Genomic DNA, 24,434 nt, shown 5'->3' on the forward strand with positions numbered 1-24,434 from the left:
GGGACTGTCGGAGTAACGGTGTGTGGGGGTCCGGCCTGATCCGAAAGGAGATGGCCGTGACTGACACGACCGAGATGACCGAGATGATCGACCCCGTGACGGGAGAGATCATCGATCAGAAGCAGCTCGCCGAGCAGCTGCTCGCCCAGGCCAAGGCTCAGGGAATGTCCCTGGTCGGCCCGGGCGGGTTGTTGTCGGGGCTGACCAAGCAGGTCCTGGAGACCGCGCTGGAGGCGGAACTGACCGAGCACCTGGGCCACGAGCACGGCGCAGCGCCGCTGGGCACGAACATGCGCAACGGCACCCGGTCGAAGACGGTGTTGACCGAGATCGGGCCGGTCGAGATCGAGGTGCCCAGGGACCGGGACGGCTCGTTCACGCCGGTGATCGTGCCGAAGCGGAAACGGCGCCTGGACGGGATCGACCAGATCGTGTTGTCGCTGTCGGCCCGCGGCCTGACGACCGGTGAGATCGCCGCCCATTTCGAGGAGGTGTATGGGGCGAAGGTGTCCAAGGACACCATCAGCCGGATCACCGAGAAGGTCGCCGGCGAGCTCGCTGAATGGTCCAGCCGGCCACTGGACCCGCTCTATCCGGTGATCTTCGTCGACGCGATCGTGGTCAAGGTCCGCGACGGCCAGGTCCGCAACACCCCGTTCTACGTGGTGATGGGCGTCACCACCAACGGCGAACGAGACATCCTGGGGATCTGGGCCGGCGACGGCGCCGAGGGCGCCAGGTTCTGGCTGCAGGTGTTCTCCGAGCTGAAGAACCGCGGCGTCGACGACGTGCTGATCGCCGTGTGCGACGGGCTGAAGGGACTGCCGGAGGCGATCACCACCACCTGGGACCGCACCGTCGTCCAGCAGTGCATCGTCCACCTCATCAGAAACTCGTTCCGCTATGCCGGCCGGCAACACCGCGACGCCATCGTCAAGGCCCTCAAGCCGGTGTACACCGCCCCGTCGGAGGCCGCGGCCAGGGATCGGTTCGCCGAGTTCGCCCACGATTGGGGCGGGCGCTATCCGGCGATCGTCAGGTTGTGGGAGAACGCGTGGGCCGAGTTCGTGCCGTTTCTGGAGTACGACGTGGAGATCCGACGCGTGATCTGTACGACGAACGCGATCGAGAGCATCAACGCCCGTTACCGCCGGGCGGTGAACGCCCGCGGCCACTTCCCCAACGAGGCCGCCGCGATGAAGTGCCTGTACCTGACCACCCGATCGCTTGACCCCACCGGCCACGGAAAGGCACGCTGGGTCGTCAGGTGGAAGCCCGCCCTGAACGCCTTCGCGATCACCTTCGCAGGCAGGTTCGAGAGAGCCACTCACTAGAAACCGCCGGGCCTCACACACCGTTTATCTGACAGACCCTGCCGTTCCACCCGGTCAGCAAGGCGGCGCCGCACCTGTGGCGGTGGCGGAACCTGATCCGGTTGGCGGAGAAGGCCGGGGAGATCGTGGCGGTGGGGCGTGGCGGGGAGCGTCGGGCGATCGCGTTGGCGAACCCGACGTTGGGGGGTCGTCCGTACGCGACGCCGACGTTGTGGGCGGCCATCCAGTACCTGTGCCCCGAAGAGGTGGCGCCGTACCACCGTCACACGCAGAACGCTTTCCGGTTCGTGGTGGAGGGTGAGGGTGTGTGGACGGTGGTGAACTCCGACCCGGTCCCGATGCGGCGGGGTGACTTCCTGCCCCAGGGCGGGTGGGCGTGGCATGCGCACCAGAACCCGTCGCAGCACTCGATGGCATGGATCGACGGGTTGGACATCCCGTTCCAGTACGAGGTGGAGTCGACGTTCTTCGAGTTCGGTCCTGAGGAGTTGGATGCCAAGGAGACCCCCGACGTGTCCCGGGCGGAGATGCTGTGGGGTCGTGCGGGCCTGACTCCGTTGAGTTTCGTGGGCCCGACGCCGAAGTCGCCGTTGTTGGCCTACCGCTGGGAGTTCACCGACGCCGCCCTGCGTGACCAGTTGCAGTTGGAGCGGGCCGGGCACAGTGTGACGGTCGAGCCGGGGCATGCCGCGGTGCGGTACACGAACCCGAACAATGGTCTCGACGTCCTGCCGACGATCCGGACGGAGTTCCACCGGATCGCGGCGGGAACGGAGACGGCGCCGGTCAGGGAGACCGGTTCGTCGGTGTTCCAGGTGTTCGACGGGACCGGCACCGTCACCGTCGGCGACCAGCGGTGGAGTGTCGAGCGGGGCGACATGTTCGTCGTGCCGAGTTGGGTGTCGTTCTCGGCGAAGTCGGACGCCGGCCAGGACGGCTCGGACTCGGGTCATCTGGATCTGTTCCGGTTCTCGGATGCGCCGATCCTGGAGAAGCTCGATCTTGCGCGTGTGGAGGTGGCTCGATGAAGTTGGCAACGGTGCGTGTGGAGGGTGGCACCCGTGCGGTGCGGGTCGACGGGGATGACCTGGTCGACCTCGGGGTCGCCGACCTGGGTGACTTCCTCGCCCAGGAGGACTGGCGTGACGTCGCGGCCGCGGCCACCCGGGTGATCGGCCGGGTGTCCGGGGTGGAGTTCGCCCCGTTGGTGGCCCGGCCGTCGAAGGTGGTGTGTGTCGGTCTCAACTACGCCACCCACATCACCGAGATGGGGCGTCCGCTGCCGGAGTACCCGACGTTGTTCCCCAAGTTCGCCGACACCCTGATCGGTGCGGGGGACGACATCGCACGCCCGGCCGAGACCGAGGAGTTCGACTGGGAGGCCGAGCTGGTCGTCGTGATCGGCAAGCCGGTGCGACGGGCCACGGGCGTCGAGGCGGAGTCCGCGATCGCGGGGTTCACGGTGATGAACGACGTGACCTGCCGTGATTGGCAGTTCCGGACGCGGGAGTGGACCCAGGGCAAGAACTGGGACGCCACCACCCCGATCGGGCCGGTCCTGGTCACGCCCGACGACCTGCCGGGCGGGGTCCGTCCCCGCCTGGCGATCACCACCCACGTGGACGGCGAGTTGGTGCAGGACGACAACACCGGTGACCTGGTGTTCGATCCGGTCCACCTGGTCGAGTACGTGTCCACGATGATCCGGCTCAACCCGGGCGACCTGATCGCGACGGGAACCCCGGGTGGGGTCGGGCATGCCCGCAAGCCGCCTGTCTACCTGCGGGTGGGTCAGGAGGTGTCGTGCACGATCGAGGGGATCGGGTCGGTCACGAACAAGGTGGTGGCCGGGTGACCCGCTCCCGGGAGGACGGCCTGCGTTGGGTCACCGAGGGGACCGCGCTGGTGCGGCGCGCCCTGGACGGACTGGACAGCGACGATGCACTCGGCGGTCCGAGTGCGCTGCAGGGATGGACACGCAAGCACCTGCTCGCCCACATCGCCGCGAACGCGGACGCGGTCGGCAACCTCGTCGCCTGGGCGAGGACAGGTGTCGAGACCCCCATGTACACCTCGAGGGCCCAGCGCAACGCCGACATCGAGGCCGGTGCTCTGCGTCCGGCCGTTGACCTGCTCGCCTGGTTCGAACGCTCGGCCGCCGCGCTGGCCGACGCGTTCGCATCCTTGTCGGACGAGGAGTGGGAGCATCTGATCGTCACGGGGCAGGGTCGGACGGTCCCGGCGACCGAGACGCCTTGGATGCGCGCCCGGGAGGTCATGGTCCACGCCGTCGACCTGGCCGGTGACGTCACCTTCACGGACCTGCCCGAGGACTTCCTGGCGGCGCTGGCGGACGACATCGTCACCAAGCGCGGTGCCACCGGCGGGCGACCCGTGTCGGTGCGCGCGTCGGACACCGACGTGTCCTTGGAGTTGGCGGGCGCGGGCGATCCCGTGCTGGTCAGCGGACCCTTGGCCCAGGTGGTCGCGTGGCTGGCCGGACGCACGTACACGGGTCTGTCTGCCGAGGGCGGGGCAGTGCCGGAGCTCGGCCCCTGGCTCTGAGCGGGGTCACAGCGAGGTGGTTCCCCTGACCCGGTGCCCGACGGCGATCGACTCTCCCGAGATCGCGCCGGACCGGGGGGACACGAGGAAGGCGACGAGGTCGGCGACCTGCTCGGGGCTCGACTCGCCCCCTCGCCCCGCGGGCACCTCCCGGGCCGGGGCGTCCGACACCGGGCCGGGGCTCACGGTGTTGATCGTGACGCCGGTGCCCGCGACGCTGTCGGCCAAGTTCTTGGCCGCGACGATCAAAGCCGCGTTCCGCACGGAGCCCGCGACGTTCCCCGTCACGAAGGCGTTCTGGCCGCTGATCCCCACGATGCGGCCGTGGCCCGCAGCCACCATCGCGGGGAGTGCCGCGCCGGCGACCCGGAGGAAGGCGATCGCCTTGCGCTCGACCGCCGCCAGCACCGCGTCCGGGGCAGCGGTCCGGGCGGGATCCATCGTCCGGGCCGCCGGAGCCGCGGCGACGACGACGGCGTCGAGCCGCCCGTGGCGAGCCAGCACCGTGCCGAGCGCAGCGCGCACGGATGCGTCGTCGCCGGCGTCGACGTGGACGCCATCCCCCGGGTTCCGGGACGCCGGTACAACGGTGGCGCCCTCGCCGCGCAGCCGATCGACGATCGCGCGCCCGATGAGGCCCGTCCCCCCGACCACCAGGACGACCCGGCCGTTCAGCTCCAAGTCCATGCCCGCAGCCTAGGTGGCCTGTCAGGGACTGTCGCTGATGGACGCCAGTGCCAGGCCCGCAGTCGCGAGCAGGCCGACGCCGGTCAGGACGAAGATGCCCGCCGTGCCGGTGACGGTGGACACCACGGTCAGCGCGGCAGGGACAGCGGACTGGCCGACCCGGTTGCCCACGAGGCGCAGCGCAAGGAAGGTAGAGGTGGTGCCGGGCGGGGCGGCGAGGGTGACGATGGTCATCGACAGTGGCTGGCCGATGCCGAGGCAGAAACCAGCCAGGGCCAACAGCAGCCCGAGGAGCACCGGCGGGAGGGGGAGGGCCATCATGGCCACCACCACCCCCGCCAAGATGCTGGAACCGACGACGAGCCGACGACGTCCCCAGCGGTGCACGAGGCGACCCAACCCGAGCCGTGACAGCATGGTTGCGCCTGCCCGCACGGTCAGCAGGACTCCGATGACCCACGCGTCGATGCCCCGCTCGACGCCGAGGGCGGGCAGGTACACCTGGATCAGGTCCACGGCCGCCAGCACGAGGGCGCTGAGCAGGATGCCCCCGGTCATGGTCCGCCGGGTGGCCGGGGAGAGCGGCGGCAAGGCCCGCACGCGCCCCTGAGCGCGCGGTGTCGGGGTGGGGGAGGATTCCTGTTCGATGCGCCGACGCAGGAGCGGGGTCACGACGAGCATCATCGCGCAGGCCAAGCCGTACGCGATGACGAGCAGCCTGCTGTCGGGGATGACCACGCCGCCACCGACCGTCGCCAGCAGGAGGGGTGCGACCGCCTGCCCCAATGAGCCGGCGAAGGTGTACAGCCCGAAGGCCGCGTCGAGCCCGTCGCGATCCGCCCCTGCCACGAGGCTCTGCTGCCCGATCACGGCCAGAAGGTGCCCGAACCCGATGAGCGCGTTCCACGCGACGAGCGACCACAAGGTGGTGGGCAACAGGAGCATGCCCACGGCGGCCGCCGCCATGGCGACCCCGCCGAGAACCAGCGTGGGGTACTCGCGCCCGCGGTCCGTCCAACGACCGACGGGAACCGCGGCCACCAGTGGGATGACCGCGAAGCTCGCCGCGATGAGCCCCACCAGCGCGGGGGCGAGGCCCAGTTCGATCGCGCGGTAGGCGGCCGCGGGCCTGATCAGATAGGCGGCCGTCTGGAGTGAGAATGCGTGTGCCAGCAGAGGCAGCCTGCGACCGAGGTGGGGGGTCACGGGCGGTGCTCGGGCTCCTCGCTGATCACCGAGTCGATGATCTCGTACCGGCTCGGGCGGTGGCGTAGCAGGAAGCCACCGACCAGCACGGCCGTGAGCGTCAGGTAGATGATGATCGTGAACGGCGTGGAGATGAGCGTGAGGTAGTTGCCGCCCGCGATGTCGAGGGCGCGGCGCATCTGCACCTCGGCCAGCGGCCCCAGGATCGCCCCGACGATCATGGGGGAGATCGGGTACCCGAAGCGGCGCATGAGGTAGCCGACTCCGCCGAGCACCATGAGCACGACGACGTCGAACGTCGACCCGCTCACTGCGTACGTACCCAGCAGCGCGAAGGACATGATGCCGGAGAACAGGTAGGGCTTGGGGATCTGCAGGATCTTCACCCACAGGCCGATCAGGGGCAGGTTCAGGACGAGAAGGATCAGGTTCGCCACCAGCAGGCTGGCGATCAGACCCCACACCAGGGCGGCTTGGGTGTCGAGCAACTGGGGTCCCGGCTGGATCCCGTACTGCTGGAAGGCCACGAGGATGACCGCCGCCGTGGCGGACGTGGGAATGCCCAGGGTGAGCAGCGGCACGAGGGTGCCGGCGGCGTTGGCATTGTTGGCGGCCTCCGGCCCCGCGACGCCCTCGATGGCGCCGTTGCCGAACTCCTTCGGGTTCTTCGACAACCGCCTCTCCAGTGTGTAGGAGAGGAACGTCGGGATCTCCGAGCCGCCAGCCGGGATGACGCCGAGGGGGAAACCGATACCGGTTCCGCGCAGCCACGGTGCCCAGGAGCGCCGAACATCCTCGCGCGACATCCACTTCTTCTTCTTGCCCACAGCCATCATGTCGAACGAATACGACGACTGGTGGGTGGCCACATACAGAACCTCACCGATGGCGAAGAGGGCCACGATCAGGACGACCGTGTCGATGCCGTCGAGCAGGTTGGGGTGGTTGAACGTCAGTCGCTGCTGGCCCGACTGGAAGTCGATCCCGATGAGCCCAACGGCCAAGCCGAGGGCCATCGAAACGAGGCCGCGGGCTGGGTTGGTGCCGACCAGCGCGCTGACGGTGAGGAAGGCCACGACCATCAGAGCGAAGTAGTCCTGGGCTCCGAGCATGACGGCGACCTGGACCATCCAGGGCGCGAAGAAGGCCAGCAGCAGGGTGGCGATGGTGCCCGCGACGAACGACCCGATGGCCGCTGTCGCCAGCGCCGCGGCGCCACGACCCTGCCGGGCCATCTTGTTGCCGTCCAGAGCGGTGATCACCGAACCGGACTCGCCGGGTGTCTTCAGCAGGATCGAGGTCGTCGAGCCCCCGTACATCGCGCCGTAGTAGATGCCCGCGAACATGATGAACGCGCCTTGGGGGTCCAGTCCGTATGTCATGGGCAGCAACAGGGCGATCGTCAGCGCCGGGCCGATGCCCGGGAGGACACCGATGAGCGTGCCCACGACGGTGCCGACGAGGGCGAACAACAGGTTCTCAGGGGTGAGGGCCAACTGCAGGCCGTGGAGGAGCCCCTCCCATCCCGGCATCAGAGGAACCCTTCCAGGAGGCCCGCGGGCAGTGAGATGGACAGCAGACGCGTGAACACGAGGTACACCACGAGCGAGAGCGCGAGTGCGACCAGAGCCGATTGCAGGTGCTTGCGCGCCCCCATCGCCCAGGCCACGATCCAAAACACGACGGTGCTGGTGATCACGTAGCCCAGGGGCTCCACCGCACCGATGAAGACCAAGCCTGCGGCGACCACCACCGCCATCGGAACCCACTGGGTGGTCCGGACGTCCACGTCGCCTTCGGCCGACTCGGGCTCACCCACGTGGCCCCGGGCCACCTGGATGGCGACTGCCGCCCCGAGGGCCAGCAGCAGGAGGCCGACGGCGATCGGCAGGAGGCCCGCGCCGATCCCGGACGCCGACCGCGAGGTCGGCTGTCCGAGACCGTCCAGGAGGACGACCACGCCCAGCAGGATCAGCACCGCCGTGATGGCCCACTCGCCCCACGGCGTGGCTGCCCTGCGCCGGGTCGTTGTCGTCTGGGTCACGCGTCTACTTCTTCGCCAGGCCCAAGTCGTTGAGGACGCCGGTCACCCGAGCGTTCTCCTCCTTCAGCCACGTGGCGAACTCGTCGCCGGCCAGATAGTTGTCGTCCCAGTCGTTCTTCTTGAGCAGGTCGGTCCACCCCTGCGAATCGTGCATCCCGTCCAGTGCGGCGAGGTACTGCGCCTTGAGCTCGGCGTCAATGCCGCCGGGGGCCATCATGGAGCGCCAGTTCTGGAACTCGAGCTTCGGGTCCACGTCCTTGGCCGTCTGGGCGAACGTCACACCCCCGATCGGCTCGACGGAGGAGACGAGCAGGCCCTTCATCTTGCCGGCCATGATCTGTGCCTTGAACTCGTTGAGACCTGCGATCCCCGCCTGAACCTTGTTGCCCAGAATCGCGGTGGTGGCTTCGCCGCCGCCGCTGTAGGGCACGTAATTCACGTCGGAGGGGTTCACGCCGTAGTGCTGTGCCAGGAGGCCGATGAAGATGTGGTCAGCGCTGCCGGCCGAACCGCCCGCGATGGCGACGGACTTGGGATCCGCCTTGATGGCGGCGAACAGATCGTCCACGGACTTGTAGGGCGACTCAGCCGGGGTGACGATCGCCTCGTACTCGCCGACGAGGCGGGCCAGCGGGGTCAGCTGGTCGAGTGTGACGGATGTGCCGTTGGAGATGACGCCCGACATCATGGCGAGGCCGGAAGTGACCCACAGGTCCTTCTTGCCCTGCTGCGGGGCGACCTGCGCCAGCGCGACAGTGCCGGAGGCGCCCGGGACGTTCTGTACCTCGACCGTCTTGGCGAGCTCAGCCTTCTTGAGAGCCTCCTGCACGGCGCGCGATGTCTGATCCCAGCCGCTGCCGGGAGCGGCCGGGGCGATGATCTCCAGGCGGTTCAGCGCCTTGGCCTGCGGAGCCGTCGAGCCGGATGAAGTGGGCGAGGTGGCGGGCGGGGCGCTGCTGCACCCGCCCAGTACGAGGGCGGCTGCGGCGACGAGGGCTGCGATGCGTGTGACCTTCATGGGCACCTCCTGATCGGGCCGGCTCCAGTGCCGACCGCGGCAATGTATACACAAAAGCTCGGGGAGCGGAAGGGTGAGGCGCAGGATCGAGAGCTGGTTGTGACCTGTGTATACACTGCCCGTCATGCTGGCGCATTCGGACACTGCTGCGGGGCGGGCCTACCTCCGCCTCCGCGACGAGATCCTGAACGGCGTGCTGCTGCCTGGGCAGATCCTGTTCGAGGTCGAGCAGGGCGTGCGCCTCGGGGTGTCCCGCACGCCCGTGCGTGAGGCCTTCCGACAGCTCGTCGCCGAGGGGTTGCTCGAAGCGTCCGGGGCGCGCGGCCTGGTGGTGACCGGCGTCTCGCCCGCCGATCTGGAGGCGATCTTCGAGTTCCGTTCCTGCTTGGAAGCCAAGGCCGCCGAACTGGCCGCCCGCGGGCCGGACGCGGACCGGTTCACCGCGTTCGCCGAGGAGTTCGAGGCCGCCCAACTCGTCCTCGAACGGGAAGGCGGAGACGAGGGCACGGTCAAGGATTATTACCTGCTGATCCGGCGCTTCGACGAGGCCGTGGATGTCGCGGCCCGCAACGCCTACCTCCGCGATGCCCTCGCCACGCTCCGTACCCATGCGGCGCGGGTGCGCGGCATGGCTCGAAACTCCCGCACGCGACTGGCGGCGTCCGCCCGCGAGCACGCGGCCATCGCGCGGGCGATCGCGGCCCACGACGGGCCCCTCGCCATCGCCGCCACGCACGTCCACCTGCACAACAGCCTGACCCACTTCCGAACAGCCCTTCCCGGCCCGCAGGCAGCCCTCGACAGCCACCAGGAGTCCCCGTGAAATCCCATCCCGTCCGCACCTTCCGCAGCGAGGAAACACTGGCCCGCGAGGAGGAGTTGGCCTGGCGCATCGCCGAGGTCGCCGCGGACCCGGTGGCTGTCCCGGCTGCCACGGAGGAGATGATCGTCAACCGGTTCATCGACAACGCGGCGGTGGCGGCGGCGTCCATCGGTCGGTCCGCGCCATCGGCCGCGCGCGAGCAGGCGCTCACCCATGCGCCGAGCGCGAACGGGTACGGCGCCACGGTCTTCGGGATGGATGCCGGGACGCGCACCAGTCCCGAGTGGGCGGCCTACGCCAACGGCGCCGCCGTTCGTGAGCTCGACTACCACGACACATTCCTCGCGGCGGACTACAGCCACCCGGGCGACAACATCCCACCGGTCGTGGCCGTGGCGCAGCACGTGGGCCGTGGCGGCGCGGCGCTGGTGCGCGCCATCGCGACCGGCTACGAGATCCAGATCGACCTCGTGCGTGCGATCAGCCTGCACCGACACAAGATCGACCACGTGGCTCACCTCGGACCCTCCGTCGCGGCAGCCCTGGGAACGTTGTTGGAGCTCCCGGTGGAGACCACCCACCAAGCCATCGGACAGGCACTGCACACGACGACCCAGACGCGCCAGTCCCGGAAGGGCCAGATTTCGTCCTGGAAGGCGTTCGCCCCCGGTTTTGCCGCCAAGCTGGCCGTGGAGGCGGTGGACCGCGCTCTCCGTGGTGAGAGCAGCCCCGCCCCCATCTACGAGGGCGAGGACGGGGTCATCGCGTGGCTGCTGGACGGGCCCGAGGGGCGGTATGAGGTGCCGCTGCCCGACCGCGGGGAGGAGAAGCGGGCCATCCTCGCCAGCTACACCAAGGAACACTCCGCCGAGTACCAGGCGCAGGCCTGGATCGACCTTGCCCGGAAGCTCCTGCGCGAGCATCCGGCGGTGGCCGATCCCGGCCGGGTCGACAAGGTCGTCGTGCACACGTCGCACCACACCCACCACGTGATCGGCTCCGGCGCCAACGACCCGCAGAAGTATGACCCGAACGCGTCGCGGGAGACCCTGGACCACTCGCTGCCCTACATCCTGGCCGTCGCGTTGCAGGACGGCCGCTGGCACCACGAGGACTCCTATGCCCCCGAGCGGGCCACCCGGCCGGACACCGTCGCGCTGTGGCGCAAGATCATCACGGTGGAGGACCCGGAGTGGACGCGCCGGTACCACCTTCAAGGCGACGCCCAGTCCTACGGTGGCCGCATCGTGGTGCACTTCGCTGATGGCACACAGGTCTCCGACGAGATCGCCGTCGCGGACGCCCATCCCCGCGGCGCGCGCCCCTTCGCCCGCGCCCAGTACGTCGAGAAGTTCCGCACGTTGGCCACGCCGACGATCGGCGAGGAGCAGGTCGAGCGGTTCCTCGACCTCGCCCTTCGCCTGCCCGAGCTCGGGGTGGATGAGGTGCGGCAGCTCACGTTCATCGCGCTGCCCGGCACCCTGCGCGACGCCCGCCCCGGGTTGTTTTGATGCTGTACGCCCAGACCCCGCCGGCCGAGAAGCGGCGCCGCCTGCGTGAGCGGCTCGCGGCCGGTGAGCTGCTCCGCCTGCCAGGCGCCTTCAATCCCTTGTCGGCGCGGCTCATTGAGCGGCACGGGTTCGAGGGGGTCTACGTCAGCGGAGGTGTCATCAGTGCGGATCTCGGGTTGCCCGACATCGGCCTGACGACCCTCTCCGAGGTGGCCGCACGCGCCCAGCAGGTTGCTCGGGTGACCGAGTTGCCGGCCCTCGTGGACGCGGACACCGGATTCGGTGAACCGATGAACGTCGCCCGCAGTGTGCAAGAGATCGAGGACGCCGGTCTGGCCGGACTCCACCTCGAGGACCAGGTGAACCCCAAGCGCTGCGGGCACCTCGACGGCAAGCAGGTGGTCGACGATCAGACGGCGGTGCGGCGCATTCGGGCGGCCGTGGACGCCCGAAGGGACCCGAACTTCCTCATCATGGCGCGGACGGACATCCGGGCAGTCGACGGACTGGCCGCCACGATCAGCCGCGCACAGCGACTCGTGGATGCCGGTGCCGACGCGATCTTCCCCGAGGCGCTCCGCACGTTGGACGAGTTCGATGCCGTGCGCAAGGCGGTGGACGTTCCGATCCTCGCCAATATGACGGAGTTCGGCAAGAGCGATCTGTTCACCGTCGACCGGCTGCGTGACGTGGGTGTGAACATCGTGATCTGGCCCGTCTCGCTGCTGCGTCTGGCGATGGGCGCGGCTGACCGGGCGCTGTCGCTCCTGAGCGAGGAGGGTGCCCTCACCGCCGCGCTCGGTGAGATGCAGCACCGGACCGAGCTGTATGACCTGGTCGACTATGAGGCGTACAGCCACTTCGACGGCTCGGTGTTCAACTTCACCCTCGACCGCTGAAGCCCCCCGAGAAACCACTTCGGCCCCCTCCGGGGAGCGGAGGGGGCCGAACGTGTACCGGTGAGGATCAGGCGTTCACGGTCTGGCGCTCGCGAGCCCGGGTGCCCTCGGTGGACGCCGTGCGGGACAAGAGGGCGTCGACCGAGTAGCGACCGGCGCCGGCGACACCGACGGCCAGGGCGGCGGCGGCGATGACGCCGACGAGCTCCCAGCCACCGTTGTCGATGAAGATCCCCGCGGGGATGTGGGCCAGGACGGCCGCGGCGCCCATGTGCAGGGCGACGACGAGGCCGGCGATGGCCGAGAAGGCGCCGGCGAGCAGCAGCACGCCGCCGACCAGCTCGATGACAGCCGCGACGGGGGCCGACAGCGCGGGGAAGGGGACACCCATCTGCCCGAAGGCCTGGGTGGTGCCGGCGATGGTCCACTCGAAGAACTTCTGGCCGCCGTGCGCGATGAGCACGGTGCCGAGCAGGACCCGGGCGATGAGCAGGGCGACGTCGCGGACAGCGGCGGGCGGGTTCAGGACGGTGTTCATGCTGGTCTCCTCGGAGATTGTCGGGGGCGCGGGATCCGGGGGAACTCCGCATTGGTTGACGAGACAACCTAAGCATGATTGAAAACTAAATCAAAGCTGGGTTGGTCTGGTTGCCACCGGGATCGCGTGGGGAGCCGGGCGTTCCGAGAACGACGAAGCCGCCCTGGGTCGGCATGTTCTGCCAATCCAGAGCGGCTTCGTGCTCTGTGCGCGAGAGAGGACTTGAACCTCCACGCCCTAATACGGGCACTAGCACCTCAAGCTAGCGCGTCTGCCAATTCCGCCACCCGCGCAAGGTGTCGGCCGGGTCTCCCCGACAGCCCGGTAACAATAGCGCGACCTGCCCCTCAAAGCCAAAACGAGCGACGATCGCGTCCCGGTCAGGCGGTGCGCGCCTCGTTCGGACCGCCGGACACGTCGTCCAGTGCCGACGCGATCTCCTCGGGCAGCTCCATCGACTCGGCGTCCAGGTAGGGCGCCAGCTGCGCGGCCGTCCGGGCTCCGAGCAGGGGAGCGGTGACCCCGGGAGCGTCCCGGACCCACAGCCAGGCGACCTGAAGCGGGGTGACGCCCAGGCCGTCCGCCGCCTTGGCGACTGCCTCGACCACGGCACGGGAGCGTGCCTCCAGGTAGGGCTCGACGTACCACTGGAAGTGCGGCGCAGCGCCCCGGGAGTCGCGTGGGATCCCCGAGCGGTACTTGCCGGTCAGGACGCCCCGTCCCATCGGCGACCACGGGAAGAAGCCCATCTCGAAGTGGCGCAGGGCAGGCAGCACCTCCACCTCGGCGCGCCGGGCGAGCAGGGAGTATTCGACCTGGTTGCTCACCAGCCGCGCCCGGCCGGGGAAGGCCTCCTGCCAGGTCGCTGCGGCGGCCGTCTGCCACCCGACGAAGTTCGACACGCCGGCGTAGCGGACGACACCGGTGGAGACGGCATGGTCGAGCGCGGCCAGGGTCTCCTCCAGCGGGGCGGCACCCCACGCGTGCACCTGCCAGACGTCGATGTGGTCGGTGCCGAGGCGGCGCAGGGAGTCGTGCAGGTCGTCCAGCAGGACGCGGCGGGACGTGTCGACGACGCGGACCCCGTCCCGGAACATGAAGCCGGCCTTGGTTGCCAGCACGACGTCGTCGCGCGACACGTCCGTGCGCAGCAGCTGCCCGAGCATGCGTTCGGCCTCTCCGCGGGTGTAGGCGGGCGCGCTGTCGACCAAGTCGCCGCCCGCGTCCACGAACGAGCGCAACAGGGCGCGGGCGTCGTCGATGCGCGTGTCGCGACCCCACGTCATCGTGCCCAGCCCGGCGCGTCCGACCGTCAGACCACTGGTGCCCACGCTTCGCCGTTGCATGGCGGCCACCCTAGCGACCGCCTAGACGGGCTGGATGATGTTGGCGGCGAGGAGGCCGGCGATGACCAGGCCGAGGACGACGCGGTAGATGACGAAGGCGGTGAAGTCGTTGGTGGCGACGAACTTGAGCAGCCACGCGATCGAGGCGTACGCGATGACGAAGGAGACGATGATGCCGATGATGGTCGCGACCCAGCCCACGCCGCCGGGGGCGGCGATGTCGGACGCCGCCGACACCCCCTGGTACAGGCCCGCCGAGACGAGCGTGGGGATGCCGAGGAAGAACGACATGCGCGTCGCGGTGACCCGGTCGATGCCGAGGAAGAGCGCACCGGTGATCGTCGCGCCCGAACGGCTCACCCCCGGCACCAGCGCCAGTGACTGGATGAGGCCGAGGATCGCGCCGTCCTTCCACGTGATCGAGTCCTCGCCGCGGTCCTGTTTTCCGACCCGGTCGCCGATGAACATCGGGATGCTCCACAGGATCAGGCCGCCGACGACGAACCACAGGGAGCGGAACGGACCCTCGACGAAGTTCTTCAACAGGAGCGCGAGCACCGCCGTCACCATGAAGCCGACGATGACGGCCCACCCCAGCTGGTGGTCGGGCCCACGCTTGTCCTTGTCGGCCAGCCCGGCGAACCAGGCGCCTGCGATCCGGACGATGTCGGACCAGAAGTAGACGATCGAGGCGACCATGGCCCCGACCTGGATGATCGCCGTGTAGGCGGTCACCGATGGGCCATCGATCGGCAGCCCCATCAGCTTCTCGACCACCGTGAGGTGCCCCGTGGAGCTGATCGGGAGGAACTCCGTCACGCCCTCGACGATGCCCAGAACCACCGATTGCCACCACTCGAGCATGCGCCCGCACCTTTCGTCCGTCGGGGCCCGTCCGTACACGCGGCCGGACCATGGGCCAGCGTAGCCCGCCGCTACGCTGGCGGTCATGAAGGCCTGGCCACGACCCGACGTCCCCTCGCTGACCCCGGATCCGCGCCGCCCGCGCATGGTCGACACCGCCTCGGGCGGACTCGTCGAGGTCGGGCCGTCGCACGCCTCGGACGGCGGCGCCGCTCGGCTCTACGTCTGTGGCATCACGCCCTACGACGCGACGCACCTGGGGCACGCCAACACCTACCTGACCTTCGACCTGCTCAAGCGCACGTGGCTCGACGCGGGTCTGGACGTCTTGTACACGCAGAACGTCACGGACGTGGACGACCCCCTGCTGGAGCGCGCCGAGGCGACGGGCGTGGACTGGGAGGAACTCGCCGCCGAGCAGGTGGACCTCTTTCGGACCGACATGGAGGCGCTCCGGATCATTCCGCCCACCCATTACATCGGCGCGGTCGAGTCGATCCCGCTCGTGCTCGACCTCATCCACCGCCTGAAGGCGTCCGGGTTGGTGTACCAGTTGGACGACCCCGAGCACCCCGACTGGTACTTCGCCAGCACGCAGGTTGAGGACTTCGGCCGCGTGTCGGGCGTGGACCGGGAGGCCGCGCTGCGCCTGTTCGGCGAGCGCGGGGGCGACCCCGAACGGCCCGGCAAGCGTGACCCGCTCGACTGCCTGGTCTGGCGCACGGAGCGTGAGGGTGAGCCCGCGTGGGACTCCGAGTTGGGCCACGGGCGGCCGGGCTGGCACATCGAGTGCACCGCGATCGCGCTGGCCTACCTGGGTGAGACCTTCGACGTCCAGGGCGGCGGCAGCGACCTCGCCTTCCCGCACCACGAGATGTGCGCCGCCGAGGGGCGTGCGGCCACCGGCGTCCGCTTCGCTCGCGCCTACGTGCACGGCGGGATGGTCGGCTACGACGGCGAGAAGATGAGCAAGTCGAAGGGCAACCTGGTGCTCGTGTCCCAGCTGCGGCGCCAGGGCGTGGACCCGATGGCGATCCGACTCGCGCTGCTGGCCCACCACTACCGCACCGACTGGGAGTACACCGACGCCGACCTCGCGCGGGCACAGGAGCGCCTCGCCTCATGGCGGGCCATCGCGAACAACCCGACCGCGTTCCCCGGGGGCCAGACCGTGCAGGCCATCCGGGACGCGTTGCGCGACGACCTCGACGCTCCCGCCGCCCTGGCGGCCGTGGATGCCTGGGTCGCGGCATCGGCCTCCATCGACTCGGACGACACCGGCGCGGTGGACGAGGTGTTGACGGCGGTGGACGCGCTCCTGGGTGTCCGGGTCTGACGAGTAGGCTCACCAGTCGTGAAGACGTTCGAGGAGCTGTTCGCCGAGCTGAGCGAGAAGGCGGTGACCCGGCCCGAGGGCTCGGGGACCGTCCGTGAGCTGGACGCCGGCGTCCACTTCATCGGCAAGAAGGTCATCGAGGAGGCCGCCGAGTCCTGGATGGCCGCCGAGTTCCAGTCCGACGCCGAGACGGCCGAGGAGATCAGCCAGCTGCTGTACCACGTGCAGGTGCTCATGATCGCCAAGGGCCTGACCCTCGACGACGTCTACCGCTATCTGTGAGAGGCCCTGAGGTGAACGACCGTCCCCTGCTCCGCATCGCTGTTCCCAACAAGGGATCCCTGGCCGAGGCGACGCACGCCATGCTGACCGAGGCGGGCTACAAGCAGCGCTCCGACTCCAAGGACCTCGTCCTGCTGGACGAGGCCAACGGCGTCGAGTTCTACTACCTGCGTCCGCGCGACATCGCCGTGTACGTGGGGGAGCGCACGCTCGACCTGGGCTTCACCGGGCGCGACATGCTGCTCGACTCGGGCGCCACGGCCAACGAGGTGCTCGCCCTGGGCTTCGGCGGGACGAAGTTCCGCTTCGCGGCGCCGGTCGGCGGGTCCTGGACCCCGGCCGACCTCGACGGGAAGCGCATCGCGACGTCCTACCCGGGGCTGCTGGGTTCCTGGCTGGCCGAGCGCGGTATCAAGGCGCGCCTCATCAAGCTGGACGGAGCCGTGGAGTCCGCGGTCAGGTTGGGCGTCGCGGACGCCGTGGCTGACGTCGTGGAGACGGGCTCGACCCTGAAGCGCGCCGGCCTGGAGATGTTCGGCGAGCCGATCCTGATCTCGGAGGCGATCCTGATCCAGCCCAACGGCGTGGAGCGCCACGCGGGTCTCGACCTGCTCCTGCGCCGCATCGCCGGCGTGATGACGGCCCGCAACTACAAGATGGTCGACTACAACGTCTCGGCCGCGAACCTCGAGCGCGCCAGTGCCATCACGCCGGGCATCGACAGCCCGACCGTGTCGCACCTGGCCCGCGAGGGTTGGCTGGCGGTCCGCGCCATGATCCCGGCCAAGGATGCGCCGATGATCATGGACGAGCTGTGGAACGTCGGCGCCGAGGGCATCCTCGTCACCGACATCGCGGCTTGTAGGCTCTGACTTCATGGATTGGGAGTTCGAGGCTCACCCGCGCATGATCCGTCGGCAGGCGTCGATCTGGACCATCGTGCTGGGCGGTGGGGCGGTGTTCGGCTGGTTCATGCTGCCGGCCGAGATCCGCGCCCTGTTCACCGTTCCCCAGGTCGCCACACTCGCCTTCTTCGTGGCCTTCATGCTGGCCATCGTGTGGACCGTGGCGCTGGGGTACGTCAAGGCCGGTCCGCAGGGGCTCAGGTTCCGCAACGGGCTCCGGACCCATGAGGTTTCGTGGTCGCAGGTCGAGTCGATCCGCTACCGGCCCGCGGATCACTGGGCGTTCGTCGACTTCAACGACGACACCGACCGGCCCTTGCTGGGCATCCAGCGGTCGGACGGGCCCCTCGCCGAGAAGCAGGTCGACGACCTGCGCGCCGTGGCGGCCAAGTACCTTCCGTCCGCCCGCTGACGCGTCCCGCGGACGCGGACGTCAGTTGATGCCGCGCTTGCGGAGCAGTTCCGCGATCTCGTCGAACTCGGCGTCGTCGCCCGCTGCCTGACCCTGCCGAGCCGGGGCCGGACGCGAGGGCGCGGTGGTCGAAGCCGGACGCGCTGCGACTGCGGGACGGCTCGACCCTGAGACCTTCTCCTTGTCGCGTGCGGCCCTGGCGGCTGCGCGGCGATCCTTGGAGGATTCCGACGGGATGAGGCGGCTCCCCAGCATCAGCACCGCGGAGAGCCCGGCCAGGGCGACGCCGACCCAGACCATGGGGGTCACCTGGAGCGCGCGGGCCCAAGCGAGGAGCGTCTCCCACGCGCCCTCGGCCGCGGGGCCGAGGCCCAGGAAGTAGATCCCGAGCGGCAGCAGTGACAGCCCGATCCACCAGAAGACCGTCTTGACCTGCGCGCGCGACCAGATCAGCGCGGTGATGACGACGAAGACAAGGGTCAGTACACCTGCGACGACGAGGTGGAGCACGTTCGGGTCCATGCGACCAGAGTACGGGCAGCGCGGCGGGAGGGTTTGGGGGCTTGCCCCGGTTGTGGGACGATGGATCCCATGAGGACCCTCGGACAACCCAACGCTGCCTTCGCGGGCGACCACGGCCAGCCGGACCCCGACCTGCGGGCGATCCTCGCCGAGGCGTACGCCGGAGGCACCCACTACCACCGGGCGATCGCCGCGCTCTGCACCGCCCGCCTGCTCCTCCCGATCGTGGCCGCGGGCGACGAGGGCGAGCCGGGTTCGGGACCCGACCCGGATCGCCACGCGGAGATGGCCGCCGTCCTGGTCCGGTCGGACGCCGGCGCCACGGCGGTCCCCGTGTTCACCGGGATCGACTCCCTGCAGGCCTGGAAGCCCGACGCCCGCCCCGTGCCCTGCACGCTCGACGACGTCGCCGCCACGGCGATCGAGACCAAGTCTGCCGCGGTCCTGATCGACCTGCCCGGTCCCCACCCGCTCGTCATCGAGGCGGGTGTCATCGAGGAACTGGCCAAGGGGCACCGCCTCGTCGAACTGCCCGATGGCGGCTTCGGCTGGATGTTCCTCGACACGGGAGCCGATGCAGCGGAGGGGCATGGCCACGAGCACGTGCACGACGAGAGGTAGGGGCCCACGCCGCACCAACGCGAACGGTCCCGCCCGGGAGAACCCGGGCGGGACCGTTCTGTGCCGGTCGATCAGGGAGTGGCCTTGTGGAACGTGTCGTTCACGAGCCCGCCTGCACCTTGGGCGGTCTTGTAGCTGATCTGCCCGCCCTCCATCCAGATCTTCTCCATCTGGTCGATGGTCGCGGGCTGCGGGGCCAGCTTGGGGTCGAAGGCGTACGGCGGGGTCGCCTTGAGGACGGCGACGTCCTGCTTGGTCGCCTTGGCGAGGATGGCGAGGTTCTCGTCCGCGGTCGCTCCGTCACCCTGAAGGTCGGCGGCGCCCTTCGCGATGGCGTCAAAGAACTTCTGGGCCGCGGGGGTCTTGGCGAACTCGGGGCCGAACATCAGTCCCGAAGAGCTGATGCCCTTGGCGGGGACGCCGATGAGGGTGCCGACCTTGTCGGTGAGGATCCGGCTCGACACGGGCGCGGACGCGAGCGCGGCGTCGACGGCGCCCGTGGACAGGGCGTTGGGCATGTCGGGGGTGGAGAGGTTGACGATCTCCACGTCCTTCAGTGTCAGGCCCTCGCCCGCGAGGATCGAGGCCACCAAGAAGCCGCCGGTGGCTCCCGGACCGCCGGCGGCGGCGATCTTCTTGCCCTTCAGGTCGGCGACCTTCGTGACCGTCCCCGAGTCGTACGCCCGCTGACCGGCGATCAGCATGGTGGGGGACTTCTCGGGATCGCCGGTATTGATGCCCATCGAGCCCACGACCTGGAACTCCAGGCCCTCGTTTCGGGCGTTGAACATGCCCGCGGAGAAGCCGGCGGCCAGAGCGTCCAGCTTGCCGGAGGCGAGCAGGGGGACGGCGTCCTGACCGGACTTGACGGCCTCGAGCTCGACCTTCAGGCCTGCGTCGGCGAAGTAGCCCTTCTCCTGGGCCACGTACAACGGGGAGAAGAGGGTGGAGGGCAGGTGGGCGACCCTGACCGTGGTCGTCCCGGCCTGTTGCGAGGCCGCAGTGCCGGAGGCCGCGGGCGGTTCACTTCCGGTGCTGCAGCCGGCCAGGGCGAGGCCCAGGGCGACGGCGATTGCTGCGATGCGCTTCACGAGTGCTCCTTTGGATTCTGTGGTGGTGAGGGGAACAAGGGGAATCAGGACGCCCGGCGTCCGCGGCGCCAGGGCAGGGCCCTGCGCTCGACGATGGCGAACAGGGCCGTCAGACCGGCGCCCAGCAGGGAGACCATGACGAGGCCGACGTACATCTTGTCGGGCATGAACAGCGTCCAGCTGTTCCAGATCAGGTACCCCAACCCCGTGTTGGAGGCGAGCATCTCCACCGCGGTGATGACGATCACGCCGGTGCCGACGGCAACGCGGAACCCGGCGAAGATGTAGGGGAGCGCACCCGGCAGGATCACGAAGCGGAAACGGTCCAGCCCCCGCGCGCCATAAGCGCGTGCCGCCTCCAGCAACTTGGCGTCGATCGAGTGGACGCCCGCCACCGTGTTGATCTGCATGATGAAGAAGACGCTGATGACGACCGACAGGATCCGGGGCGTCTCGGTCAGGCCGAAGATGAACAGCAGGATCGGCAGGATGGCCACCTTCGGTAGCGCGTAGAGTGCCGAGAACGTCGGGCCGAGAGCCGCGTTGAGGGCCCGGGACGTGCCCATCAGCAGGCCGACGCCAACACCGAGCACCACCCCGATGGCGCCGCCGATGGACAGGCGCGCCAGCGTTGCGAGCGTGTGCTCGGCCAACGAACCGTCCGCGGCCATCGTGGCCCCCTGCGCGCCCACCTCCGACGGCGAGGAGAACACGCGCACATCGATCCAGCCCAGCCGGGAGGCGAGTTCCCACAGCAGGAGTAGGGCCAGCGGCGTACCGATCGAGAGGACGAGGTCGCGGGCCCGGAGGCGGCGGGCTGTGGTGCGCTCGGCGCGTGCCGCGGCCTCGGTGCGGGTGACGCGGTCGCTCATGCCACCTCCTCGCTGGCGCGGACGTCGTCCTTCAACAGGCCCCAGATGCGGTGGCGCAACTCCACGAAGGCGGCGTCGCGCTCGATCCCGACCGTCCGCGGCCGCGGGAACGGGATCGCGATGTCCTCGGTGATGCGGCCGGGTCGCTTCGACATCACGACAACGCGGTCGCCGAGCAGGATCGCCTCCTCGATGTCGTGGGTCACCATGAGGACGGTCTTGCGCTCGGACTGCCACAGCGACAGCAGCTCCTCCTGCATGAGCTGGCGGGTCTGGGCGTCGAGGGCACCGAGCGGTTCGTCCATGAGGAGGACGGACGACCCTGTCGCGAAGGCGCGCGCGATCGCCACGCGCTGGCGCATGCCGCCGGACAGTTGGTGCGGGTGGTGGCCGGCGAAGGCGGTCAGGCCGACCCGGGCGATCCAGTCGCGGACGCGCTCGCGGCGTTCGCGGCCCCCCACCCCGGACATGCGCAGGCCGAAGCCCACGTTCTCTTCCACCGTCATCCACGGGAACACCCCGTGCTCCTGGAAGACGAACGCCTCCGGGATGCGCTGGCCCGCGGTTCGTCCGATCACCTCGCCGGAGGTGGAGGACTCCAGGCCGCCCATGATGCGGAGCAGCGTGGACTTGCCGCAGCCCGAAGGCCCGACGATGCAGGTGAAGGAGCCGGGCTCCAACGTGAGCGAAACCCCGTCGAGCGCCCAGACGGGATCCGACCCCGAGAAGAACACCTTCGAGACGTCACGCGCCTCCAGATTGGTGACGTCCGCCATGCACCCTCCGTTGAACCACAGCCGTTGGCCTGCCACGATAGGCGCTGTGTCGCCTGCCATGAGCATGGGACCGGGGTAGCGGGTTTTCTGCCAGGTTCATGGGACCACTTGGATTGCCAGTCATGGGACCACCCGGCGTGTCTTGCCGGTGGGTCCTGGGTCGGCTCGTTGGATCGCCGTGTCGGTGTCGCCGTCATGGAGGTCTACGGGCGTGGGATTCAGGGAGGTCAGTGTGGTTGAGGTCAGGGAAGTACTCCGCGGCTGGCTCGAGGGCGCCGGGCTGCGGACAGTCGCCGAGCGGGCGGGGGTGGACCGCAAGACGGCCCGCCGCTATGTGGCCGCCGCGCAGGAGGCCGGTCTGCAGCGGGACGCGGGGTTCACGGCGGTCGATGACGACCTGGTCGCTCAGGTGGTGTCGGCGGTGCGTCCGGCCCGCCCGAACGGGCACGGGACGGCGTGGGAGGCCCTGGAAGCCCGCCAGGAGCAGATCGCGGTGTGGTTGGCCGGTGACGGCAAGGACGCCAAGCCGTTGTCGGTGGTGAAGGTCCACGAACTGTTGGCGCGGCAGGGGTGTGTGGTGCCGTATCGGACGTTGCACCGGTTCGCCGCCGAACGGTGCGGGTTCCGCGTGAAGGACACCACCGTGCGGGTCGCCGACGGCGAGCCCGGCGTCGAGCTGCAGGTCGACTTCGGACACCTGGGCTACCTGACCGGCGAAGACGGTCGCCGGCGGAAGGTCCACGCCCTGATCTTCACCGCCTGCTACTCGCGGCACCTGTTCGTCTGGTTGACGTACTCGCAGACGTTGGTGGCGGTCATCGCCGGCTGTGAAGCGGCGTGGGCGTTCTTCCAGGGTGTGTTCAAGGTGCTGATCCCCGACAACATGAAGGCCATCGTCACCGACCCCGATCCGGTGAACCCGCGCCTGTCCCAAGGCTGGCTCGATTACGCCCAACACGCCGGGTTCGGCACCGACCCGGCCCGCGTCAGATCACCGAAGGACAAACCGAAGGTCGAGCGGGCGGTGCAGTACGTCCGCGGCAACTTCTGGGCCGGTGAGGTGTTCACCAGCCTGGAGGAAGCCCAACAACGCGCCACGGTGTGGTGCGCCGAGCGGGCCGGGATGCGGATCCACGGCACCCTGCAGGCCCGCCCGGCGGAGGTGTTCGACGAGCACGAGGCCGGGGTGCTGTTGCCCGTCCCGCCGGCGTATGACGTGCCCGTGTTCAAGACCGTGAAGGTGCACCGCGACTTCCACGTCGAGGTCGCCCGCGCCCTCTACTCGGTGCCCGGCGCCTACCTCGGCCACCAGCTGGACGTGCGCGCCGACCGGGAACTGGTCAAGCTGTACCACCGGGGCCGGCTGGTCAAGACCCACCCCCGCCAAGCGCCGGGGGGCCGATCCACCGACCGCGACGACCTGCCCGCAGAGAGGTCCGGCTACGCGTTACGGGACCTGACCCGCCTGATCAGCACGTGCGCGGTCCACGGGTCGAGTATCGGGATCTACGCCGAGCGGCTCCTGGACGACCCGCTGCCGTGGACGCGGATGCGCGCGGTGTACCGGCTCCTTGGGCTGGTCCGCCGCTACGGCAACGGGCCGGTCGAAGCCGCCTGCTCCCGCGCCCTGGACCTCGACGTGGTGTCGGTCACCAAGATCGCCTCCATGCTGGAGCGGGCCACCGAGGACACCCTGCCGCTGCTACCGACTGGCACCATCCCCGGCGGCCGGTTCGCCCGCCAACCCGCCGAGTTCGCCACCCGGCCGACGGCCTTCGCCAGTGACCGGACCAGCCCCGCTGCCATCCAGGGGACCACCCCTGCCAGTCACCGGACCCCCACCGCCGGCGGTCCGGTCGCCACGTTGACCCTGGTCCGCGACGACGGACCCGACACCCTCTTCGAGGAGGAGCACCGATGACCACCATGACCAGACCCCCGGCGCCGGTCGACCCGGTCGGCGTCGACCTGACCCGCACCCTGCGCGCCCTGAAGCTGGGCGGCATGGCCGACACCCTGCCCGAACGGCTCCACCTGGCCCGCCAGCAACAGCTGGGCCACGCCGCGTTCCTCGAACTCGTCCTGTCCGACGAGGTCACCCGCCGCGAGGGCCGCTCCGCGACCCTCCGCGCCGCCAAGGCCGGCCTGGACCCCACGATGCGGCTGGACACCTTCGACGACCAACCCGACCTCACCTACGACCGGCACCTGTGGTCCGACCTGACCACCCTGCGGTTCGCCGAAGCCGGCACCGGCGTCCTCATCCTCGGCCCCGTCGGCGTCGGCAAAACCCACCTCGCCACCGCGCTCGGGCACATCGCCATCCGTCGCCGCCTGACCGTCGGCTTCCACCGCGCCGACAAACTGTTCACCCGGTTGCGGGCGGCCCGGCTCGACAACACCCTCGAGGCCGAGCTCCGACGCCTGACCAGCATCGACCTGCTCATCGTGGACGACTTCGCGCTGCGGGCCCTCGACGCCACCCAAACCAACGACTTCTACGAGATCGTCGTCGAACGTCACCGCCGCGCCGCCACGATCTGGGTGTCGAACCGAGAACCCGCCGAATGGCTCGGCCTGACCACCGACGCCCTCCTCGCCCAATCCGCCATCGATCGACTCACCTCAGGCGCGCACACCCTCGTCGTCGAAGGCCCCTCCTACCGCCAACGCGGGCGCGTCACCGTTGACCCCAGAAACGAGGTCCGCCATGCTCGATAACACTTCCAAGTGGTCCCATGCTCGTGGCAACACGGTGGTCCCATCACGCTGGCAAGCGACA

General features: G+C 69.6%; 26 protein-coding genes and 1 tRNA gene. 14 read left to right on the forward strand and 13 right to left on the reverse strand.

What is annotated here, in order from left to right; genetic code table 11:
* The first annotated feature begins 74 nt into the window (after nucleotides 1-74).
* From AC5YDA_RS13795 to AC5YDA_RS13810, 4 genes are all read left to right on the forward strand, one after another.
* The gene (locus tag AC5YDA_RS13795) at nucleotides 75-1,334 is read left to right on the forward strand and encodes an IS256 family transposase (RefSeq protein ID WP_496192930.1); all 1,260 of its coding nucleotides are present in this window, start codon (nucleotides 75-77) and stop codon (nucleotides 1,332-1,334) included.
* 101 nt (nucleotides 1,335-1,435) lie between these two features.
* Nucleotides 1,436-2,362, forward strand: coding sequence for a cupin domain-containing protein (locus AC5YDA_RS13800; RefSeq protein ID WP_496193140.1), 927 nt, complete (start codon nucleotides 1,436-1,438; stop codon nucleotides 2,360-2,362).
* Nucleotides 2,359-3,189 carry a fumarylacetoacetate hydrolase family protein gene (locus AC5YDA_RS13805; RefSeq protein WP_496190103.1) on the forward strand — a complete coding sequence of 277 codons (831 nt, stop codon included), beginning with the start codon at nucleotides 2,359-2,361 and terminating at the stop codon, nucleotides 3,187-3,189. The genes AC5YDA_RS13800 and AC5YDA_RS13805 overlap by 4 nt, the downstream gene beginning before the upstream one ends.
* Entirely contained in the window at nucleotides 3,186-3,899 is a 714-nt protein-coding gene (locus tag AC5YDA_RS13810) for a maleylpyruvate isomerase family mycothiol-dependent enzyme (protein ID WP_496190104.1), read from the forward strand. The genes AC5YDA_RS13805 and AC5YDA_RS13810 overlap by 4 nt, the downstream gene beginning before the upstream one ends.
* A gap of 6 nt (nucleotides 3,900-3,905) precedes the next feature.
* Here AC5YDA_RS13810 and AC5YDA_RS13815 read toward each other — a convergent pair whose 3' ends face one another.
* From AC5YDA_RS13815 to AC5YDA_RS13835, 5 genes are read right to left on the reverse strand one after another with little or no spacing between them, the layout of a single operon-like run.
* Nucleotides 3,906-4,586: an SDR family NAD(P)-dependent oxidoreductase gene (locus AC5YDA_RS13815; protein WP_496193141.1), complete on the reverse strand. Its 681-nt coding sequence runs from the start codon at nucleotides 4,584-4,586 to the stop codon at nucleotides 3,906-3,908.
* Nucleotides 4,587-4,607: 21 nt separating this feature from the next.
* Nucleotides 4,608-5,792 carry an MFS transporter gene (locus AC5YDA_RS13820; RefSeq protein WP_496193142.1) on the reverse strand — a complete coding sequence of 395 codons (1,185 nt, stop codon included), beginning with the start codon at nucleotides 5,790-5,792 and terminating at the stop codon, nucleotides 4,608-4,610.
* Nucleotides 5,789-7,324 carry a tripartite tricarboxylate transporter permease gene (locus tag AC5YDA_RS13825; RefSeq protein ID WP_496193143.1) on the reverse strand — a complete coding sequence of 512 codons (1,536 nt, stop codon included), beginning with the start codon at nucleotides 7,322-7,324 and terminating at the stop codon, nucleotides 5,789-5,791. Before AC5YDA_RS13825 ends, AC5YDA_RS13820 begins: the two co-directional genes overlap by 4 nt.
* Nucleotides 7,324-7,836 carry a tripartite tricarboxylate transporter TctB family protein gene (locus AC5YDA_RS13830; RefSeq protein WP_496190108.1) on the reverse strand — a complete coding sequence of 171 codons (513 nt, stop codon included), beginning with the start codon at nucleotides 7,834-7,836 and terminating at the stop codon, nucleotides 7,324-7,326. The genes AC5YDA_RS13825 and AC5YDA_RS13830 overlap by 1 nt, the downstream gene beginning before the upstream one ends.
* Before the next feature lie 4 nt (nucleotides 7,837-7,840).
* Nucleotides 7,841-8,854 carry a Bug family tripartite tricarboxylate transporter substrate binding protein gene (locus AC5YDA_RS13835; RefSeq protein WP_496193144.1) on the reverse strand — a complete coding sequence of 338 codons (1,014 nt, stop codon included), beginning with the start codon at nucleotides 8,852-8,854 and terminating at the stop codon, nucleotides 7,841-7,843.
* A 124-nt stretch (nucleotides 8,855-8,978) separates the two neighbouring features.
* Between AC5YDA_RS13835 and AC5YDA_RS13840 the strand changes: the two genes are divergently transcribed.
* The 3 genes from AC5YDA_RS13840 to prpB are packed head-to-tail and all read left to right on the forward strand — an operon-like array spanning nucleotide 8,979 to nucleotide 12,087.
* On the forward strand, nucleotides 8,979-9,677 hold the full coding sequence (locus AC5YDA_RS13840) for a GntR family transcriptional regulator (RefSeq protein ID WP_496190110.1): 699 nt from the start codon (nucleotides 8,979-8,981) through the stop codon (nucleotides 9,675-9,677).
* Nucleotides 9,674-11,188, forward strand: coding sequence for an MmgE/PrpD family protein (locus AC5YDA_RS13845; RefSeq protein ID WP_496190111.1), 1,515 nt, complete (start codon nucleotides 9,674-9,676; stop codon nucleotides 11,186-11,188). The genes AC5YDA_RS13840 and AC5YDA_RS13845 overlap by 4 nt, the downstream gene beginning before the upstream one ends.
* Entirely contained in the window at nucleotides 11,188-12,087 is a 900-nt protein-coding gene (gene prpB / locus AC5YDA_RS13850) for a methylisocitrate lyase (protein WP_496190112.1), read from the forward strand. The genes AC5YDA_RS13845 and prpB overlap by 1 nt, the downstream gene beginning before the upstream one ends.
* Nucleotides 12,088-12,154: 67 nt before the next feature.
* Here the strand turns inward: prpB and AC5YDA_RS13855 are convergent, their stop codons facing one another.
* From AC5YDA_RS13855 to AC5YDA_RS13870, 4 genes are all read right to left on the reverse strand, one after another.
* Nucleotides 12,155-12,625, reverse strand: a complete 471-nt coding sequence (locus tag AC5YDA_RS13855) for a DoxX family protein (protein ID WP_496190113.1) — start codon at nucleotides 12,623-12,625, stop codon at nucleotides 12,155-12,157.
* Nucleotides 12,626-12,832: 207 nt separating this feature from the next.
* Nucleotides 12,833-12,918, reverse strand: a tRNA-Leu gene (locus tag AC5YDA_RS13860).
* An 87-nt stretch (nucleotides 12,919-13,005) separates the two neighbouring features.
* The gene (locus AC5YDA_RS13865) at nucleotides 13,006-13,971 is read right to left on the reverse strand and encodes an aldo/keto reductase (protein WP_496190114.1); all 966 of its coding nucleotides are present in this window, start codon (nucleotides 13,969-13,971) and stop codon (nucleotides 13,006-13,008) included.
* A gap of 21 nt (nucleotides 13,972-13,992) precedes the next feature.
* Nucleotides 13,993-14,835: an undecaprenyl-diphosphate phosphatase gene (locus AC5YDA_RS13870; protein ID WP_496190115.1), complete on the reverse strand. Its 843-nt coding sequence runs from the start codon at nucleotides 14,833-14,835 to the stop codon at nucleotides 13,993-13,995.
* A gap of 85 nt (nucleotides 14,836-14,920) precedes the next feature.
* Here AC5YDA_RS13870 and mshC point away from each other — a divergent pair, with 85 nt between their 5' ends.
* Genes mshC through AC5YDA_RS13890 form a run of 4 tightly spaced genes read left to right on the forward strand, consistent with a single transcriptional unit; the run spans nucleotide 14,921 to nucleotide 17,770 of the window.
* Nucleotides 14,921-16,171 (forward strand): cysteine--1-D-myo-inosityl 2-amino-2-deoxy-alpha-D-glucopyranoside ligase, encoded by a 1,251-nt coding sequence (gene mshC, locus AC5YDA_RS13875; protein WP_496190116.1) that lies wholly within the window; start codon nucleotides 14,921-14,923, stop codon nucleotides 16,169-16,171.
* 18 nt (nucleotides 16,172-16,189) lie between these two features.
* The gene (locus AC5YDA_RS13880) at nucleotides 16,190-16,453 is read left to right on the forward strand and encodes a phosphoribosyl-ATP diphosphatase (RefSeq protein ID WP_496190117.1); all 264 of its coding nucleotides are present in this window, start codon (nucleotides 16,190-16,192) and stop codon (nucleotides 16,451-16,453) included.
* 26 nt (nucleotides 16,454-16,479) lie between these two features.
* A complete protein-coding gene (hisG, locus tag AC5YDA_RS13885; RefSeq protein WP_496190142.1) occupies nucleotides 16,480-17,325 on the forward strand; it encodes an ATP phosphoribosyltransferase in 846 nt (281 codons plus the stop codon).
* Nucleotides 17,326-17,329: 4 nt separating this feature from the next.
* The gene (locus tag AC5YDA_RS13890) at nucleotides 17,330-17,770 is read left to right on the forward strand and encodes a PH domain-containing protein (RefSeq protein ID WP_496190118.1); all 441 of its coding nucleotides are present in this window, start codon (nucleotides 17,330-17,332) and stop codon (nucleotides 17,768-17,770) included.
* Between the two features lie 21 nt (nucleotides 17,771-17,791).
* Here the strand turns inward: AC5YDA_RS13890 and AC5YDA_RS13895 are convergent, their stop codons facing one another.
* Nucleotides 17,792-18,292: a hypothetical protein gene (locus AC5YDA_RS13895; protein ID WP_496190119.1), complete on the reverse strand. Its 501-nt coding sequence runs from the start codon at nucleotides 18,290-18,292 to the stop codon at nucleotides 17,792-17,794.
* A 69-nt stretch (nucleotides 18,293-18,361) separates the two neighbouring features.
* On the opposite strand from AC5YDA_RS13895, the gene AC5YDA_RS13900 reads away from it, so the two are divergent.
* Complete coding sequence (locus AC5YDA_RS13900; protein WP_496190120.1) at nucleotides 18,362-18,913, forward strand: SseB family protein; 552 nt, start codon at nucleotides 18,362-18,364, stop codon at nucleotides 18,911-18,913.
* 71 nt (nucleotides 18,914-18,984) lie between these two features.
* Here the strand turns inward: AC5YDA_RS13900 and AC5YDA_RS13905 are convergent, their stop codons facing one another.
* The 3 genes from AC5YDA_RS13905 to AC5YDA_RS13915 are packed head-to-tail and all read right to left on the reverse strand — an operon-like array spanning nucleotide 18,985 to nucleotide 21,652.
* Nucleotides 18,985-20,004, reverse strand: a complete 1,020-nt coding sequence (locus AC5YDA_RS13905; RefSeq protein ID WP_496190121.1) for an ABC transporter substrate-binding protein — start codon at nucleotides 20,002-20,004, stop codon at nucleotides 18,985-18,987.
* Between the two features lie 44 nt (nucleotides 20,005-20,048).
* Nucleotides 20,049-20,876, reverse strand: coding sequence for an ABC transporter permease (locus AC5YDA_RS13910; RefSeq protein ID WP_496190122.1), 828 nt, complete (start codon nucleotides 20,874-20,876; stop codon nucleotides 20,049-20,051).
* The gene (locus tag AC5YDA_RS13915) at nucleotides 20,873-21,652 is read right to left on the reverse strand and encodes an ABC transporter ATP-binding protein (protein WP_496190123.1); all 780 of its coding nucleotides are present in this window, start codon (nucleotides 21,650-21,652) and stop codon (nucleotides 20,873-20,875) included. The genes AC5YDA_RS13910 and AC5YDA_RS13915 overlap by 4 nt, the downstream gene beginning before the upstream one ends.
* A gap of 211 nt (nucleotides 21,653-21,863) precedes the next feature.
* On the opposite strand from AC5YDA_RS13915, the gene istA reads away from it, so the two are divergent.
* Entirely contained in the window at nucleotides 21,864-23,573 is a 1,710-nt protein-coding gene (gene istA / locus AC5YDA_RS13920) for an IS21 family transposase (RefSeq protein ID WP_496192733.1), read from the forward strand.
* Nucleotides 23,570-24,373, forward strand: coding sequence for an IS21-like element helper ATPase IstB (gene istB / locus AC5YDA_RS13925; RefSeq protein ID WP_496189084.1), 804 nt, complete (start codon nucleotides 23,570-23,572; stop codon nucleotides 24,371-24,373). Before istA ends, istB begins: the two co-directional genes overlap by 4 nt.
* The last annotated feature ends 61 nt before the right edge of the window (nucleotides 24,374-24,434 follow it).

Source organism: Propioniciclava sp. LT294, assembly GCF_059516005.1.